This window comes from Ruania alkalisoli, from assembly GCF_014960965.1.
GTDB classification, from domain to species: Bacteria; Actinomycetota; Actinomycetes; order Actinomycetales; family Beutenbergiaceae; genus Ruania; species Ruania alkalisoli.
Window position 1 is genome coordinate 189,615 of the sequence record NZ_CP063169.1, and the last position, 12,269, is coordinate 201,883.

20 protein-coding genes are annotated in these 12,269 nt (G+C 70.7%); 9 read left to right on the top strand and 11 right to left on the bottom strand.

Translation table 11 applies throughout. The features are described 5' to 3' along the window. Positions 1 to 56 precede the first annotated feature (56 nt). Positions 57 to 818, top strand: coding sequence for an SDR family oxidoreductase (locus IM660_RS00855; protein WP_193497574.1), 762 nt, complete (start codon positions 57 to 59; stop codon positions 816 to 818). Between the two features lie 17 nt (positions 819 to 835). Here the strand turns inward: IM660_RS00855 and IM660_RS00860 are convergent, their stop codons facing one another. The 4 genes from IM660_RS00860 to IM660_RS00875 are packed head-to-tail and all read right to left on the bottom strand — an operon-like array spanning position 836 to position 3,632. Then, entirely contained in the window at positions 836 to 1,162 is a 327-nt protein-coding gene (locus tag IM660_RS00860) for an EF-Tu/IF-2/RF-3 family GTPase (RefSeq protein WP_193497575.1), read from the bottom strand. Positions 1,163 to 1,204: 42 nt separating this feature from the next. Continuing rightward, positions 1,205 to 2,131: an aminoglycoside phosphotransferase family protein gene (locus IM660_RS00865; protein WP_193497576.1), complete on the bottom strand. Its 927-nt coding sequence runs from the start codon at positions 2,129 to 2,131 to the stop codon at positions 1,205 to 1,207. Continuing rightward, complete coding sequence (locus tag IM660_RS00870; RefSeq protein WP_193497577.1) at positions 2,131 to 3,075, bottom strand: epimerase; 945 nt, start codon at positions 3,073 to 3,075, stop codon at positions 2,131 to 2,133. The genes IM660_RS00865 and IM660_RS00870 overlap by 1 nt, the downstream gene beginning before the upstream one ends. Further along, the gene (locus tag IM660_RS00875) at positions 3,075 to 3,632 is read right to left on the bottom strand and encodes a phosphoribosyltransferase (RefSeq protein WP_193497578.1); all 558 of its coding nucleotides are present in this window, start codon (positions 3,630 to 3,632) and stop codon (positions 3,075 to 3,077) included. Before IM660_RS00875 ends, IM660_RS00870 begins: the two co-directional genes overlap by 1 nt. A gap of 83 nt (positions 3,633 to 3,715) precedes the next feature. Between IM660_RS00875 and IM660_RS00880 the strand changes: the two genes are divergently transcribed. Next, positions 3,716 to 4,528, top strand: coding sequence for an HAD family hydrolase (locus tag IM660_RS00880; RefSeq protein WP_193497579.1), 813 nt, complete (start codon positions 3,716 to 3,718; stop codon positions 4,526 to 4,528). Between the two features lie 66 nt (positions 4,529 to 4,594). Here the strand turns inward: IM660_RS00880 and IM660_RS00885 are convergent, their stop codons facing one another. The 7 genes from IM660_RS00885 to IM660_RS00915 all read right to left on the bottom strand — a co-directional run bounded on the left by IM660_RS00885 (position 4,595) and on the right by IM660_RS00915 (position 7,305). Then, positions 4,595 to 4,768: a CsbD family protein gene (locus IM660_RS00885; protein WP_193497580.1), complete on the bottom strand. Its 174-nt coding sequence runs from the start codon at positions 4,766 to 4,768 to the stop codon at positions 4,595 to 4,597. A gap of 84 nt (positions 4,769 to 4,852) precedes the next feature. Beyond that, positions 4,853 to 5,431, bottom strand: a complete 579-nt coding sequence (locus IM660_RS00890) for a hypothetical protein (RefSeq protein ID WP_193497581.1) — start codon at positions 5,429 to 5,431, stop codon at positions 4,853 to 4,855. Continuing rightward, positions 5,428 to 6,015 carry a DUF6286 domain-containing protein gene (locus tag IM660_RS00895; RefSeq protein ID WP_193497582.1) on the bottom strand — a complete coding sequence of 196 codons (588 nt, stop codon included), beginning with the start codon at positions 6,013 to 6,015 and terminating at the stop codon, positions 5,428 to 5,430. Before IM660_RS00895 ends, IM660_RS00890 begins: the two co-directional genes overlap by 4 nt. Continuing rightward, a complete protein-coding gene (locus IM660_RS00900; protein WP_193497583.1) occupies positions 6,012 to 6,338 on the bottom strand; it encodes a hypothetical protein in 327 nt (108 codons plus the stop codon). Before IM660_RS00900 ends, IM660_RS00895 begins: the two co-directional genes overlap by 4 nt. After that, the gene (locus IM660_RS00905) at positions 6,331 to 6,507 is read right to left on the bottom strand and encodes a DUF2273 domain-containing protein (protein WP_159619061.1); all 177 of its coding nucleotides are present in this window, start codon (positions 6,505 to 6,507) and stop codon (positions 6,331 to 6,333) included. The genes IM660_RS00900 and IM660_RS00905 overlap by 8 nt, the downstream gene beginning before the upstream one ends. Further along, positions 6,504 to 6,848: a hypothetical protein gene (locus tag IM660_RS00910; protein WP_193497584.1), complete on the bottom strand. Its 345-nt coding sequence runs from the start codon at positions 6,846 to 6,848 to the stop codon at positions 6,504 to 6,506. The genes IM660_RS00905 and IM660_RS00910 overlap by 4 nt, the downstream gene beginning before the upstream one ends. Beyond that, positions 6,838 to 7,305, bottom strand: coding sequence for an Asp23/Gls24 family envelope stress response protein (locus IM660_RS00915; RefSeq protein ID WP_193497585.1), 468 nt, complete (start codon positions 7,303 to 7,305; stop codon positions 6,838 to 6,840). Before IM660_RS00915 ends, IM660_RS00910 begins: the two co-directional genes overlap by 11 nt. A 105-nt stretch (positions 7,306 to 7,410) precedes the next feature. Between IM660_RS00915 and IM660_RS00920 the strand changes: the two genes are divergently transcribed. The 7 genes from IM660_RS00920 to IM660_RS00950 all read left to right on the top strand — a co-directional run bounded on the left by IM660_RS00920 (position 7,411) and on the right by IM660_RS00950 (position 12,267). After that, entirely contained in the window at positions 7,411 to 7,956 is a 546-nt protein-coding gene (locus IM660_RS00920; protein WP_193497586.1) for an RNA polymerase sigma factor, read from the top strand. Next, complete coding sequence (locus IM660_RS00925; RefSeq protein ID WP_193497587.1) at positions 7,947 to 8,447, top strand: hypothetical protein; 501 nt, start codon at positions 7,947 to 7,949, stop codon at positions 8,445 to 8,447. The genes IM660_RS00920 and IM660_RS00925 overlap by 10 nt, the downstream gene beginning before the upstream one ends. Beyond that, positions 8,431 to 9,468 carry a PHP domain-containing protein gene (locus tag IM660_RS00930; protein WP_193497588.1) on the top strand — a complete coding sequence of 346 codons (1,038 nt, stop codon included), beginning with the start codon at positions 8,431 to 8,433 and terminating at the stop codon, positions 9,466 to 9,468. Before IM660_RS00925 ends, IM660_RS00930 begins: the two co-directional genes overlap by 17 nt. Before the next feature lie 123 nt (positions 9,469 to 9,591). Continuing rightward, a complete protein-coding gene (locus tag IM660_RS00935) occupies positions 9,592 to 9,858 on the top strand; it encodes an HPr family phosphocarrier protein (RefSeq protein WP_193497589.1) in 267 nt (88 codons plus the stop codon). A 4-nt stretch (positions 9,859 to 9,862) separates the two neighbouring features. Further along, positions 9,863 to 10,414, top strand: coding sequence for a TetR-like C-terminal domain-containing protein (locus IM660_RS00940; protein ID WP_193497590.1), 552 nt, complete (start codon positions 9,863 to 9,865; stop codon positions 10,412 to 10,414). A gap of 204 nt (positions 10,415 to 10,618) precedes the next feature. Continuing rightward, complete coding sequence (locus IM660_RS00945) at positions 10,619 to 11,413, top strand: ferritin family protein (protein ID WP_193497591.1); 795 nt, start codon at positions 10,619 to 10,621, stop codon at positions 11,411 to 11,413. A gap of 20 nt (positions 11,414 to 11,433) precedes the next feature. Beyond that, the gene (locus IM660_RS00950) at positions 11,434 to 12,267 is read left to right on the top strand and encodes a hypothetical protein (protein ID WP_193497592.1); all 834 of its coding nucleotides are present in this window, start codon (positions 11,434 to 11,436) and stop codon (positions 12,265 to 12,267) included. The last annotated feature ends 2 nt before the right edge of the window (positions 12,268 to 12,269 follow it).

Genomic DNA, 12,269 nt, shown 5'->3' on the forward strand with positions numbered 1-12,269 from the left:
CGATAGTCGCGGGGCCACGATGGGAGCAGTTCCGACGAACGGCGAGGAGGCCAGGCGTGCGGATCGTGGTGACAGGTGGATCGGGCCGGCTCGGCACCCAGGTGGTGCGGCGCATCCGTGAGCTCGGGCACGTGGCCGTGCCGGTCAGCCGTCGGTGGGGCATCAACCTCACCACCGGGCAAGGGCTCGGCACCGCTCTCGCTGGAGCCGACGCCGTGGTCCACTGCGCCAGCAACCCCTGGCGGCCTCGCGGCACCGACGTGGAGGGGACGGCGCAGCTACTCGCCGCCGTCGCAGCGCAGGAGCGGCCAATGCACCTGGTGCACGTCTCGATCGTCGGGTGCGATGCGAACCCCTACACCTACTACCGGGCCAAGGCTGCAGCAGAGCGCCTGGTGATGGCCTCCGGGCTCCCGGCGACGATCGTTCGCGCCACCCAGTTCCACACCCTCGTCGCCGCTCTCGCCCGGCGTGCGACCATCGGGCGCACCGACGTCGGGCTCGACGCCGCCACCCAGCCGGTGGATGCCGGATGGGTGGCCACCGAGCTGGCTGATCACGCGCTCGGACGTGCCCCCGACGGTCCGGTGCGGGCTCTCGACCTCGCCGGCCCCGATGTCCTCTCCGTCTCCGACGCACTGACCGCGGTCCGGGTGCACGACGGACGGCCGGCCAGTCATCACCTCCGGGTGCCGGCCATCGGAGGCACGCTCCAGGCGTTTGCCCGCCGCACCAATCTGCCGGGACCGCAGGTGCGTATCGGGGGTTGCACTTTCGACAGCTGGCTGTCGCGGCAACCGGTGCCCTCCGGGCACTGACGGAGAGTTCGGAACGTCTAGCCCACGACGACGTCCCCCGGCTCGACCATTGTCCGGTGGACGCCCTCCAGCAACAGCCCGGCCTGCACGCCAGCCTCGGCGACCGTGCCGCGTTGCTGGAACATCTCGACGCCAGCGATGCGCGACGCCACGACGACCTGGCCTGAGCGCAGAACGGTGACGTGCTGGCCCTCGGCGAGGCTTCCCGAGTCGACCGTGCCGGCGACCACGGTGCCCCGCCCGGTGATCGTGAACACCGATTCCACGGTGAGTGAGCCGGCCGTGAACTCGGTCGGCCCGGTCGTGGTGGCGGAGTCCTTCGCCTTGCGCTTGCGCCAGAACATGCCTCCGACGGTACAACGCCGAACGAGCGGGACGCAGAGCGATCAGCGCACGTCGGCCGCGTCGAGCAACTCGGCCGTGCTGTGCTCGGCGATCGCGGCCATGCACGGGTCATCGTCGGCGTGTGCCGCGAACACACCCGCGAGGCTCGCTGCCCACGCCCGGGCACGTGACCACAGGGCGTCGTCACCGCCGTACCCGTCCGGAAGGCCTGACCCGGTGCGGTCCGCCGTCGCATAGGCGACCACGAACGCCGCCCGACCACGGGCCGTGAAGGTGAGCCACGCCGTCGCCAGATCAGTCGCCGGATCCCCGGCCGTGACATCGCCGAAGTCGAGGACCGCCGTCAACCGGTGCCGGTGCGTCAGCAGGTTCAGCGGGTGCGGATCTCCGTGCACCCACACCGGCGGGCCGCTATAGGCGGGCACATGCGCGTGCCGCTCGAAGACGGCGGCCAGCTCCTCGCGGCGCGGTACGGCCGGGTCGGCCAGTCTCGCCCGGATGGCCTCAGCCCGCTCCGCCAGCGGTACTCCACGCACCGGGTTGGCCGGCGCGTCCGGATCGGCCGGGCGATGCAGGGCTGCGAAGAACTTCCCCAGCCGTGCGGCCCAGGCATCGCGTGCCAGCGCGGGATCGTGCGCAGCCGGCCGGCCCTCGATCCACCGCACGATCGACCACGCCCACGGGTAGTAGGCAGTCGGTCGCCCGACCCGGACGGGCTCGGGGACCGGCACCGGCAGGAGTGGTGCCAGGCGCGGCAGCACGAGCTGCTCGTGTTCCACCAGCCGGGCCGCCGCCTCGCGACGCGGCAGGCGCGCCAGCAGCGTCGAACCCAGGCGGACCATCACGTTGTCCCAGCCGTTCGCCACCACCCGTAGCGGTCGTTCGGCGAGCTCGGGATGCTGATCGGCCAGCAGGCGGCGCACGAGATCCTCATCGATGTGGACCTCGGCCGCCGGTGTGCCCGCCATCAGGAAGTGCCTTCGTGCAGAGCCGCCAGTGCCTGACTCAGGTGCGGGTACCGGAACGTGAAGCCGGTGCCGCCCAGTCGCTCCGACGTCGCGTGGCGGCCGGTCAATGCCAGCTGCGGATCGGTGCGCAGCACCACCGCGGCCGCCCGGAGCAGCAGGGCCGGCGTGGGCGGAGCCCAGGCAGGACGGCGCAACGTCCGCCGCATCCCGGCCATCAGTTCCGCATTGGTCACCGGGTGAGGGGATGCCGAGACCAGCACCCCCTCCGGGAGGTTCACCGTCTCCTCCAGGCCGAGTGCGGCACAGGCCATCGTGAGCCAGTCGGTGAGGTGGATCCAGGAGAACCACTGCCGCCCGTCGGCGATCGGGCCACCGAGCCCCAGCTTGACGGGCAGCAGCAGCCGGTTCAGCACAGGTGAGTCGCCACCGAGCACGATCGAGGTGCGCAGGATCCGGACCTGCTCGGCCCGGGCACCCTCGACCGCGGCCTCCCACAGGGCGGCCACACCGGTCATCTGCGGCAGCCCTGGCGGGATGTCCGGCACAGGTGAGGGCTCGGTGAGGCGAGCATCCGCGCCATCGGACCAGATCGCCGTCGTGGATGCCTGCAGCCAGTGCCGGACGGCGCCGCTCGCCTGGTGTGAGGCGGTCACCAGCGCTCTCGTGGCGTTCACCCGGGACGAGCGCAGCTCGGCGATGTTCGCCTCGGTGGGGCGGCAGTCGACCAGCCGGCCGGCCAGGTTCGCCACCCGGACGTCCTCCCCGTCCAGCTCACGGGCCCACGGGCCCATGGTGTGGCCGTCCCAGGCAACCTGCCGGACGTCGAGGTCCTCGCGCGGGGAGCGGGTCAGCACCACCACCTCGGCACCACGCGCGGCCACGGCGCCGGCGAGAGCCCGGCCGAGGTAGCCGGTGCCGCCGGCGATCACCACACGCGCCGGCATCACGCCTCCGTGTTGCGCGCGTTCGCAGCATCCGGACCCGCGGTGACCGGGGGCAGCGCGGACCACGGGAAGGAGATCCACCGGTCAGTCCGTCGCCAGGTGTAGTCCGGTTCGATCACCGAGCGGGGTTTGGTGTAGAGCACGGCGCTGCGGGCTTGCGCGGGCAGGTGCTGCGAGGCCGGGCCACCGGGTGTCGGGGAGCCGGTGCGCAGCAACCGCATCACCATCTCCAGGGTGCGGCCGGAGTCGGCGACGTCGTCCACCACCAGCACCTTCGCACCCGCGAGCACGGAGGTGTCCAGCAGCGGCGGCAGCACCTGCGGTTCGGCGAGTGTCTGCTCGACGTCGGTGTAGAACTCGACGTTCATGGTGCCCATGGCCTTCACCCCGAGGGCGTAGGCCACGGACCCCGCGGGGACGAGGCCGCCGCGGGCGACGGCGACGACGAGTTCAGGCAGCCACCCGCTGTCGGCGACCATCTGCGCGAGTTCGCGGGTCGCGTCTCCGAACCTGTTCCATGGCAACACTTCGCGCGGCGGCGGGGCAGTGGCACTCATGGGCCCGACCTTATCCGCCGTGAACCCGGTGACCTCCATCTACCTGTGCGGTGCCCGGTGTCGCGCCCGATAGCGTGAGGCGCATGCCCGTGCGCCTCATCGCCACCGACCTCGACGGCACGCTGCTCGCTCCGGACCTGTCGGTGAGCCGACGTACCCGCCGGGCGCTGGACGCGGTCCGTGCTGCCGGGATCGACGTCGTGCCCGTGACGGCGCGCCAGCCGATCGGATTGCGGGAGATCGCCGTGGACGCGGGGTTCACCGGGTGGGCGTTGTGCGGGAACGGGGCACGCGCCTATCACCTGGATCGCGGTGAGACGCTGTTCGAGGCCTACCTGACCGTCGCCGCTCAGACCGAGCTGGCGCGGGCGTTGCTCGATGTCGTCCCTGACGTCGTCTTCGTCTCGGTGCGCCAGGGCGGTGAGCAGTTCGTGGCGCAGGAGGGCTACGCCGATCTCGCCGAGTTCGCCGACCACAAGCGCGACCCGGCCACCATGGGCGCAGTGAGCCTGGCGGAGGTGCTGGCCGAACCTAGCCTGAAGCTGGTGGTGCGCCGGCCCGGGATCGACAACGACGAACTGGTTGCCACCATCCGCGGCCTGGGGGTGACCGGCTTCGAGGTCACCCACTCGGGCGCGCCCTTCGTGGAGGTGCTGGCCGAAGGGGTGACCAAGGCCTGGGGCCTGGCCCGGCTCTGCACGCATCTGGGCCTCACCCCCGCTGACGTGCTCGCCTTCGGCGACGCTCCGAACGACGCCGAGATGCTCGCCTGGGCCGGCCGCGGGATCGCGGTGGCGAACGCCGCTCCGGTCACGCGCGAGGCAGCGGACGAGATCACCGCGGCCAACGATGAGGACGGCGTGGCGGCTGTGCTCGAGGCTGTCCTGCGGGAGTGAGGTGCTGGTGCGGCAGGGCCGCACCAGCACGCGTGGCTCACGCCAGGCGAGGCCGGCGTCAGGGCGCTACTTGTCGAAGGCGTCCTTGACGTTCTCCCCGGCCTGCTTCAGGTTGGCCGCCGCTTGGTCCTTGCGGCCCTCGGTGGCGAGGTCGGAGTTGTCGGTCGCCTCGCCGACGGCCTCCTTCGCCTTGCCAGCTGTTTCCTGAGCGGTGTTCTTGATCTTGTCCCCGATTCCCATGTCCTCTTCTCCTCTCGATACCCGTGTACACGAATGGGGCGGAGTGCCCCGGCGGGTGGCGGTGCCACCCACGACTGTGGTGTTTCACCCGATGCGGCGCGGCGCCTCCCGCCCGGTGAGGGCGAGCCGGATGTCCCCGACGGCGTCCTCTGCGCCGAGCATGTCGCGCGCCTGGGCCGCCACCTGCTCCACGAGGTCTGCCACGCGCGCCAGGTCTGCCGTCGCGGCCACGGTGACGGTGCCTTCGAGCACGGTGCGGCGCCGTCGGCGGACGAAGGCGAAGCGGGCGCGGACGACCTGGGGGTCGTCGGCGCAGACATGTGCGGCAGCAGCGGTCACGGCGCCGGGCTCGACGCCGACCAGGACGGATGCATCGCGTGTCACCGTGTGTGCCGGGCGGCTCAGGAGGCGCAAGCGGCGGATGGCCCAGCCGGCCACCAGCACCAGCAGGATCGCCGCAGTGACCGCAGCGACGACCGGCGCATTCTGCTGCGCGAGTGCCGCTGCGGCCCGGCCGGTGATGTCCCATGGCAGTTCCGGCCGTCCCCAGGGCCACTGTTCCAGGACGGCGGGAGCGAGCACCAGCGCGCCTGCGAGTACCAGCAGCAGACCGGCCACCGCCGTGACCACGCGTGCAGTGACAGTTCCGGGGCGGCGCCTCATCGCCGGTCTCCCGTGGGCCCCGATCCGTCCGGTGTCCGCACCTGCGGCCGGATGCGGAACGACCCCGCGACCAGAGCGAGTCGTCGCTGCACGGCAGCGTGCACGTCCTCACTGATCCCATCGAGCCCGGTAGCCGTCACGTGCACGCGGATGCGGCGACCCGAGACTGTGGTGGTCGCGGCCAGCACCCCGTCCACCTCTCGTGCAGCTGCCGAGGCAAGGCGGGCCAGATCGACGGTGCGCAGGTGCAGGGCCGGCGCAGCGCTTAACCGGTGCACGCGCTGCCGACGCGGCCAGGCGAGCACCAGGAGCAGCACACCCAGCGCGACCGCCGCGGCTGCCACGATCGGCACCCACCGGCTCTGCGCACTGATCAGTTCGATCCCATGCTCCAGCCAGGACGGATCCGGTATGACTGCCCAGGCGGCCAGGGCGTGCTGGCTCAAGAGGGCAGCCACACCGACGAGCACGAGCAGCACCAGGACGACGGCCACCCGCAGCCCGGGGCGGTTGCTCGCCCCCGGGGCCGCCGCAAGCCGCGGCACGTCGGCACTGGGTGTCTCCGAGGTGGCAGGAGTGCTCATCGGATCGACCTCGCTATCGGAGCTGATGGCGGCAGGACCGTGACGACCTTCACCTCCACGTGGTCGGCGCGGACCTGGGCCAGCACGGCCAGGTCGTGCCGGACGCGCTCGGCGATCCGTGCTCCGGCCGTGGCCACCGGCTCGGGCCAGTACGTCGAGGTCTCCACCTGGACCCGCGCGCGCTGCCCGGCGACGTCGGCGTGCGCCCGGGTCTTCGGACGGTCGCCGGTGCGACCGTCCCGGGAGGCCTCGGCGGCTGCCTGCTCGGCAAGCCGCACGATCACCCGGTCAGCGATCGTGGTCGTGCCGGGCACCTCAGCCACGGCGGCGCCCCAGCAGGCTGCGCAGGTCGAGCGTGCCGTCGAGCTGGGCGCCGAGCACGGTGCCCACGGCGCCGAGCACGAGGGCGAGCAGGAAACCGGTGAAACCGCCCGTGATCGCCGCAATCGCGATCAGCAGGCCGGCGATGAGGCCGATGGCGGTCGCATTCATGATGTGCTCCTGATGGGTCGCTCGGTCGTGGCCACATCGTCCACATGGATCACCACCTCGAATCCAGTGGCCGCCGCGACGGCCGTGTGGACGAGGCCAGTCGTGGCAGGGATGTCACGGTCAGGGGCGAGCACGACGTGCACGTGCATGACGCCGTCCTCGACGCGGACGCCGGGAACCGTCGCCCCGGGAAGGTAGGTACGAACCTCGGCGAACTTGCCGGCGTGCAGTTCCGAGACCCCGTCGATACCCAGTGCCACCTTCCGGGCACGGGTGGCCGCCTCGGCCGTGGTGGACGGGTCGAGGCGGCCCGCAGCGGGCGCGAGATCGTCAGTGGACACGGGCCTCGGCCGGTTCCTGCTCGGACTCCTCTTCCTGCTCGCCCTGCAGGTGCACGTCGGTGACGGCGACGTTCACCTCGACGACCTTCAGTCCGGTCATCCGTTCGATGGAGGTGGCGATGTTCTGCCGCACGCTGGTGGCGACGTCGGCGATCGCGACCCCGTACTCGGCCACGAACTCCACATCGACGGCGCACTCGACGGCGCCGACCTCGACCTGCACGCCCTGGCTGTAGTTGGTGGAGCCACCGGGGATGCGCTCGCGGATAGCACTGAACGCGCGCGCCGCGCCCCCGCCGATCGCGTACACGCCTGTGACCTCGCGCGCCGCGATCCCGGCGATCTTGCTCACCACCTGGTCAGCGATGGTGGTCGAGCCCAGATCCGAGTTCAACGGGCCTTGCGGGCGCTCCATCTCGGTGGACGCGGACTGGTTGGTTCCGGACTTCTCGGCCATGGGGGCACCTCTCCTTGATGGGGTGTGTCGTCTGGTGAGTTCCGCCTGCCACCCCAGACGTCACGGTCCACTGTATGTGTTCTGCGTCACACGTATGCTGTGGGTGTGCCCGATCCTGCCGACGCCGATCTCGTTCGGCGAGCCCGGAACGGGGAGAAGGTCGCCTTCGAGGAGATCGTGCGCCGGCACGGACCAGCGATGTACCGGTTCGGCTTGCGGATGCTGCGGGACGAGCACGCGGTACGCGACTGCGTGCAGGAAGCGTTCGCCTCGGCATGGGAGGCTCTGGACCAGTTCCGGGGGGATGCGGCGGTCAAGACCTGGTTGTTCTCGATCCTTGCCAACAAGGTGCGCCGCTACCTGCGCAGCCAGGGTCGCACCGTTCCTGCAGAGATCGATGAGACGGCGATCCGCAGCCCCGCGCAGCACGAACCCGAACGCCGGGCGATCGCCGGGACGATGATGGCTGCGCTGGAGGAGGCGCTCGACGAGCTCCCGCTGGCGCAGCGCGCATGCTGGATCCTGTACGAGGTGGAGGGGTTGAGTTATCGGCGCATCGCGCAGATTCAGGGGATGTCGGTGGACGCCGTGCGCGGGGCCATCTACCGTGCTCGCCAAGGCCTGGAACGGAGGCTCGAGGCATGGAGATGAGTCGCGAACGTGATCTCGGCCCGCCCTCGGACCTCCTCGCGCGTGCGGCGGGGGAACTGAGGCAGCTCACCGACGACGGGTGGGTGCGCGCCGAGCAAAGCGTGCTGGACCGGGTGGCGCGCGCCCTGCGCAGCGCGCGCCCGGTACGCGGCCGGCACGAAGGCGGTGACTTCTTCCTTTCCTCGACGGTGCTCAGTGCCCGGGTGGGGACGCGGGTGGACTCGATACCGGGGGTGCGAGCGTCGTCGGTGCGCATCATCACCGACGACGTCGATCACCTCGAGGCGGTGACCTTGGCCGTCAGCGTGGCCTATGGGCAGACGATCGCCGACGTCGGCTCACGAGCGCGAGGAGAAGCTGCGGCGGCTGCCTCCGAGGCGCTCGGGGTGCAGGTGCGAACCGATCAGGTCACGGTCGACGTGCTGGTGGAGGACGTATTCGTCGACGAGGCCCGCGATGATAGCGGGGCAGACGATGCCGGCGAGGACTGACGAGTTCGCCTCGCGTGCGATCGCCGCCCTGGAGCGGGCGGCCTTCCTGCTCGAACGGCGCCTCGCCGACACGCATCGGGTGCAGGCGTTCCGCCGCGCTGCCCGCCGGCTGCGTGCCACCGATACGACGGAGTTGAGCGAGCGGATCGACGCCGGAACCCTGAGCGAGCTGCGGGACGTCGGTCCCCGAACCGCGCAGGTGGCGGCCGAGGCTGCCAGGGGATCGGCGAACCCCTACCTGGACGAGCTCGAGGCCGGTGCGGGGCCGCTGACCAAGGGCGGTGAGGAGGTCCGCGCGTGGCTGCAGGGGGATCTGCACACCCACTCCGACGCATCCGACGGCGGGAGTCCGGTGCGGGAGATGGCCTTGGCTGCGATCGCGGTCGGTCATGGGTATCTCGCACTCACCGATCACTCCCCGAGCCTGACTGTGGCCCGCGGACTGACGGCTGACCGGCTGCGCGACCAGCTGGCGGAGGTGGCTGATCTCAACGCCGAGCTGGCGCCCCTGCGGATCCTGACCGGTATCGAGGTCGACATCCTGCCCGACGGATCGCTGGACCAGGATCCGGATCTGCTGGACCAGCTCGACATCGTGGTCGCGAGCGTGCACTCCAAGCTGGCCATGCCGGCCGAGGCCATGACCCGCCGGATGGTGCGAGCGATCGCGAATCCGCGCGTGGACGTCCTGGGGCACTGCACCGGACGTAAGGTCGCGGGCCCGAGGCGACGGCCGCCGTCGGAGTTCGACGCCGAGATCGTGTTCGAGGCGTGCCGGCGGTTCGACGTCGCGGTCGAGATCAACAGCCGCCCCGAACGGGTGGACCCGCCGCAGGATCTGCTCGAACTCGCCCTCGACATCGGGGTCCTGGTCGCGATCGACTCCGATGCTCATGCGCCTGGCCAGCTGGACTTCCTCGACTACGGCTGCGCGCGGGCGGCTGAGCACGCGATCGCGCGCGATCGGATCCTCAACACCTGGGATGCTGACGCCCTGCTGGAGTTCACCAGGGCTTCGTGAGGTCCTCACCGCGGTCTGTGGCTCACCAGTGGCGATCCGCCAGCTCAGCGCAGCCCCGCGGAACCCGAGGGCCCGACCGCACGTTAGATTGGGCACCCAGGCTCACCATGACGAAGGACCTCCATGGCCACACGTACCGCCACGATCGCCTCACCCGTGGGACTGCACGCGCGACCTGCCGCCGTCTTCACGCGCGCCGTCGAGGACACCGGGCTGCCGGTCCGGATATCGAAAGCGGGGTCAGTCCCGCAGGACGCCACGAGCATTCTGGGCGTCATGAGCCTCGGTGTCGAACACGGCGACGAGGTCACCCTCCACGCCGACGGGCCGGAAGCGGACTCCGTACTGGCGGACCTGGCTTCCCTGCTCTCCCGCGACCTGACGGCCTAGCGGCGTGGCGCGCGGCGAAGAGGTGGATCGCAGGATCCACGAGGCTGCGCTGGAGCTGCTGCGCTCCCGGGGCCCGGCGGCTGTGACTGTGGAGGCCGTCGCCGCCGAGTCCGGGGTGGCGCGCACGACGATCTACCGGCGTCACCGGGACCGGGACGAGGTGCTGGAGTCCGCGCTGAAGGAGATCGCGGCGACCAATCTCCTCACGCCGACCGAGGACGTCTGGGCCGATATGCGGCAGGCGATCGAGCTGCTGATCGCGACCTTCCAGCAGAACCAGGGCGTCGGGGTGTTCCTCGGTCTGATCACGGGGGGCGACCCCGAGCTGGTCGAGCTCATCCGCGCCAAGCTGCTCCGCCCTCGTATCGAGCTCGGGATCATGCGGATGCGAGCAGGTGTGGCGACCGGTCAGATCAGGCCGGATGCCGATGTGGAGACCGCCGCCGACCTGGTGCTCGGGGCCGTGGCGGCACGTTTCGCGCACGCCGGCACGTTCCCACAGGAGTGGATCGACTCCGTGGTGGACCTGGTCAGGAGCGCGCTCGAGGTGCGTTGATGGTGATGTCCGACGGCGTAGCTCACGTCGTGAGATCCGCCTCATCGCCGGTGGTCATGACCCATCCGGATCCGGCCGGGCTGCGAATCTGTTCCGAGCGCTGGTACGCGTAGGGCGAACCGCGTAGAGTCGGGCCAGGGTCGAACGCTACAGTCTGTGTAGCGTTCCAGTGGCGCATCGCATACGAACTCCGAACGAGGAACCATGGCCTTCAACATCGACCGCTTCACCCGGGACTCCGTCCGGGTGAACTGGGAAGACCTCGACCTCGACGTCTTCCGCGAGGACCCACTGCCGGCGGAGTCGCTGCGCACGCTGCGCTACATGTGCGATGTGGAGTATCACACCGTCTGCTACCTGCGGGACATGCTCGTGACCCCCTCCCGCGGTGAGGGCGAGGTCAACGCGTTCATGACGATGTGGAACCGTGAGGAGTTCTGGCACGGTGAGGCACTGGCGCACGTGCTGGACCTGCACGGCATCACGGTCTCCTACGACGAGCTGAAGGCCAAGCGGGTCAAGCTCGGGTGGCGCGACCGGATCGCCCCGGTGAAGCAGGCGATGCTCTCCAACATCATCGGTAAGGACTTCGTCGCAGTTCACATGATCTGGGGAGCGGTCAACGAATGGTCGGCGTCGGCCGCGTACAAGCGGCTGGCGGTGCTCGAGGGGCACCCGGCACTGGGGGTGCTGCTGAAGCGGATCGCGGCCCAGGAGGCGCGCCACGTGGCCTTCTACGCCACCCAGGCTCGTCAGCGGCTCGAGGGCAACCGGAAGGCGCAGAAGCTGGCGAGACTGGCGTTGTCGACCGCGTGGCGGCCCGTCGGTTCCGGGATCGCCTCAGACGATGAGGTCACACATGTGATGGGTCACCTGTTCGGCGGTGCGGACGGGCGCAAGGAGATCCGCGCCATCGATGCCCACATCGCGAAGCTCCCGGGGATGGAGGGTCTGACGATCGTGTCGGACTCTCTCGATGCCCGCGGGATCGCGGCCTAGCTGGTGAGGAGCCCCACGGAGTGAGTGCGTCATCCCCCACCTTCGATGTGCGCGCCTACGTGCGCGAGCCGGTCGACCTGCGTCCGGACCAGCTGGACCTGGAGGCCATGGCGAACCTGCCTGCTCTGGTGGCCGGCGCCGTCGGCCATCTGTGGAGCGTGGAACGGACGATCCTGGACCTGATGCGGGACCTGCTGGTCACGCCCACGCACGCTGAGGCACGGGTGACGGCGTTCCTGGGGACTTGGGCGTACGAGCAGTTCTGGATCACCGAATCGCTGGCCGCGGTGCTCAGGCTCGGGGAGGAACCCACGGACCCGCCTGACTCCGGCCTGGGCGCGCTGCGACGGATCTGGGACGAGCGAGTACGGCCGACGGTGGACGCGGTCCGGACGAATCTCCTCGGTAGTGATGTGGTGGCCGCCCACATGGTCACCGGCTGGCTGAACACGGCCGTGGTTGCGCTCGCCTACGAACGACTGGGCGCGATCGCCCCGCGGTTGCGGCCCTTGACGGCGGCCGTCGCGCCGATCAAGTCACGGCACCTGGCGTTCTACGAGGACGAGGCACGTGCTCGGTTGAGCGGGTCCGCCGGTGCCCTCCGGCTCGCGCGACGTACCGTCACCCGATGGCAGTGGCCCGGGGTGCGCTATTGCGGGCATGATGCGGCAGCTGGCCCCGTGCGGACGTTGCTGGCCGACCCTGCCGCGCGGCCCGGTGTGCGGGCCGTCGACGCAGGCGTCGCGGCGCTGACTGGGCTGGGGGATACGGCGCCGCTGCGGGTGGCACTGGGCGGATTCGTGAAGCGTTCACCCGTGGGTGGCACCGCAAGGGCCTCGACCCGCGTACAGTAACC

Bases quoted from the DNA above. Each gene is read 5' to 3' on its own strand.
- IM660_RS00860 (WP_193497575.1), bottom strand. From the start codon at position 1,162: ATGTTCTGGCGCAAGCGCAAGGCGAAGGACTCCGCCACCACGACCGGG.
- IM660_RS00865 (WP_193497576.1), bottom strand. From the start codon at position 2,131: ATGGCGGGCACACCGGCGGCCGAGGTCCACATCGATGAGGATCTCGTG.
- IM660_RS00870 (WP_193497577.1), bottom strand. From the start codon at position 3,075: ATGCCGGCGCGTGTGGTGATCGCCGGCGGCACCGGCTACCTCGGCCGG.
- IM660_RS00875 (WP_193497578.1), bottom strand. From the start codon at position 3,632: ATGAGTGCCACTGCCCCGCCGCCGCGCGAAGTGTTGCCATGGAACAGG.
- IM660_RS00880 (WP_193497579.1), top strand. From the start codon at position 3,716: ATGCCCGTGCGCCTCATCGCCACCGACCTCGACGGCACGCTGCTCGCT.
- IM660_RS00885 (WP_193497580.1), bottom strand. From the start codon at position 4,768: ATGGGAATCGGGGACAAGATCAAGAACACCGCTCAGGAAACAGCTGGC.
- IM660_RS00890 (WP_193497581.1), bottom strand. From the start codon at position 5,431: ATGAGGCGCCGCCCCGGAACTGTCACTGCACGCGTGGTCACGGCGGTG.
- IM660_RS00895 (WP_193497582.1), bottom strand. From the start codon at position 6,015: ATGAGCACTCCTGCCACCTCGGAGACACCCAGTGCCGACGTGCCGCGG.
- IM660_RS00905 (WP_159619061.1), bottom strand. From the start codon at position 6,507: ATGAATGCGACCGCCATCGGCCTCATCGCCGGCCTGCTGATCGCGATT.
- IM660_RS00915 (WP_193497585.1), bottom strand. From the start codon at position 7,305: ATGGCCGAGAAGTCCGGAACCAACCAGTCCGCGTCCACCGAGATGGAG.
- IM660_RS00925 (WP_193497587.1), top strand. From the start codon at position 7,947: ATGGAGATGAGTCGCGAACGTGATCTCGGCCCGCCCTCGGACCTCCTC.
- IM660_RS00930 (WP_193497588.1), top strand. From the start codon at position 8,431: ATGCCGGCGAGGACTGACGAGTTCGCCTCGCGTGCGATCGCCGCCCTG.
- IM660_RS00935 (WP_193497589.1), top strand. From the start codon at position 9,592: ATGGCCACACGTACCGCCACGATCGCCTCACCCGTGGGACTGCACGCG.
- IM660_RS00945 (WP_193497591.1), top strand. From the start codon at position 10,619: ATGGCCTTCAACATCGACCGCTTCACCCGGGACTCCGTCCGGGTGAAC.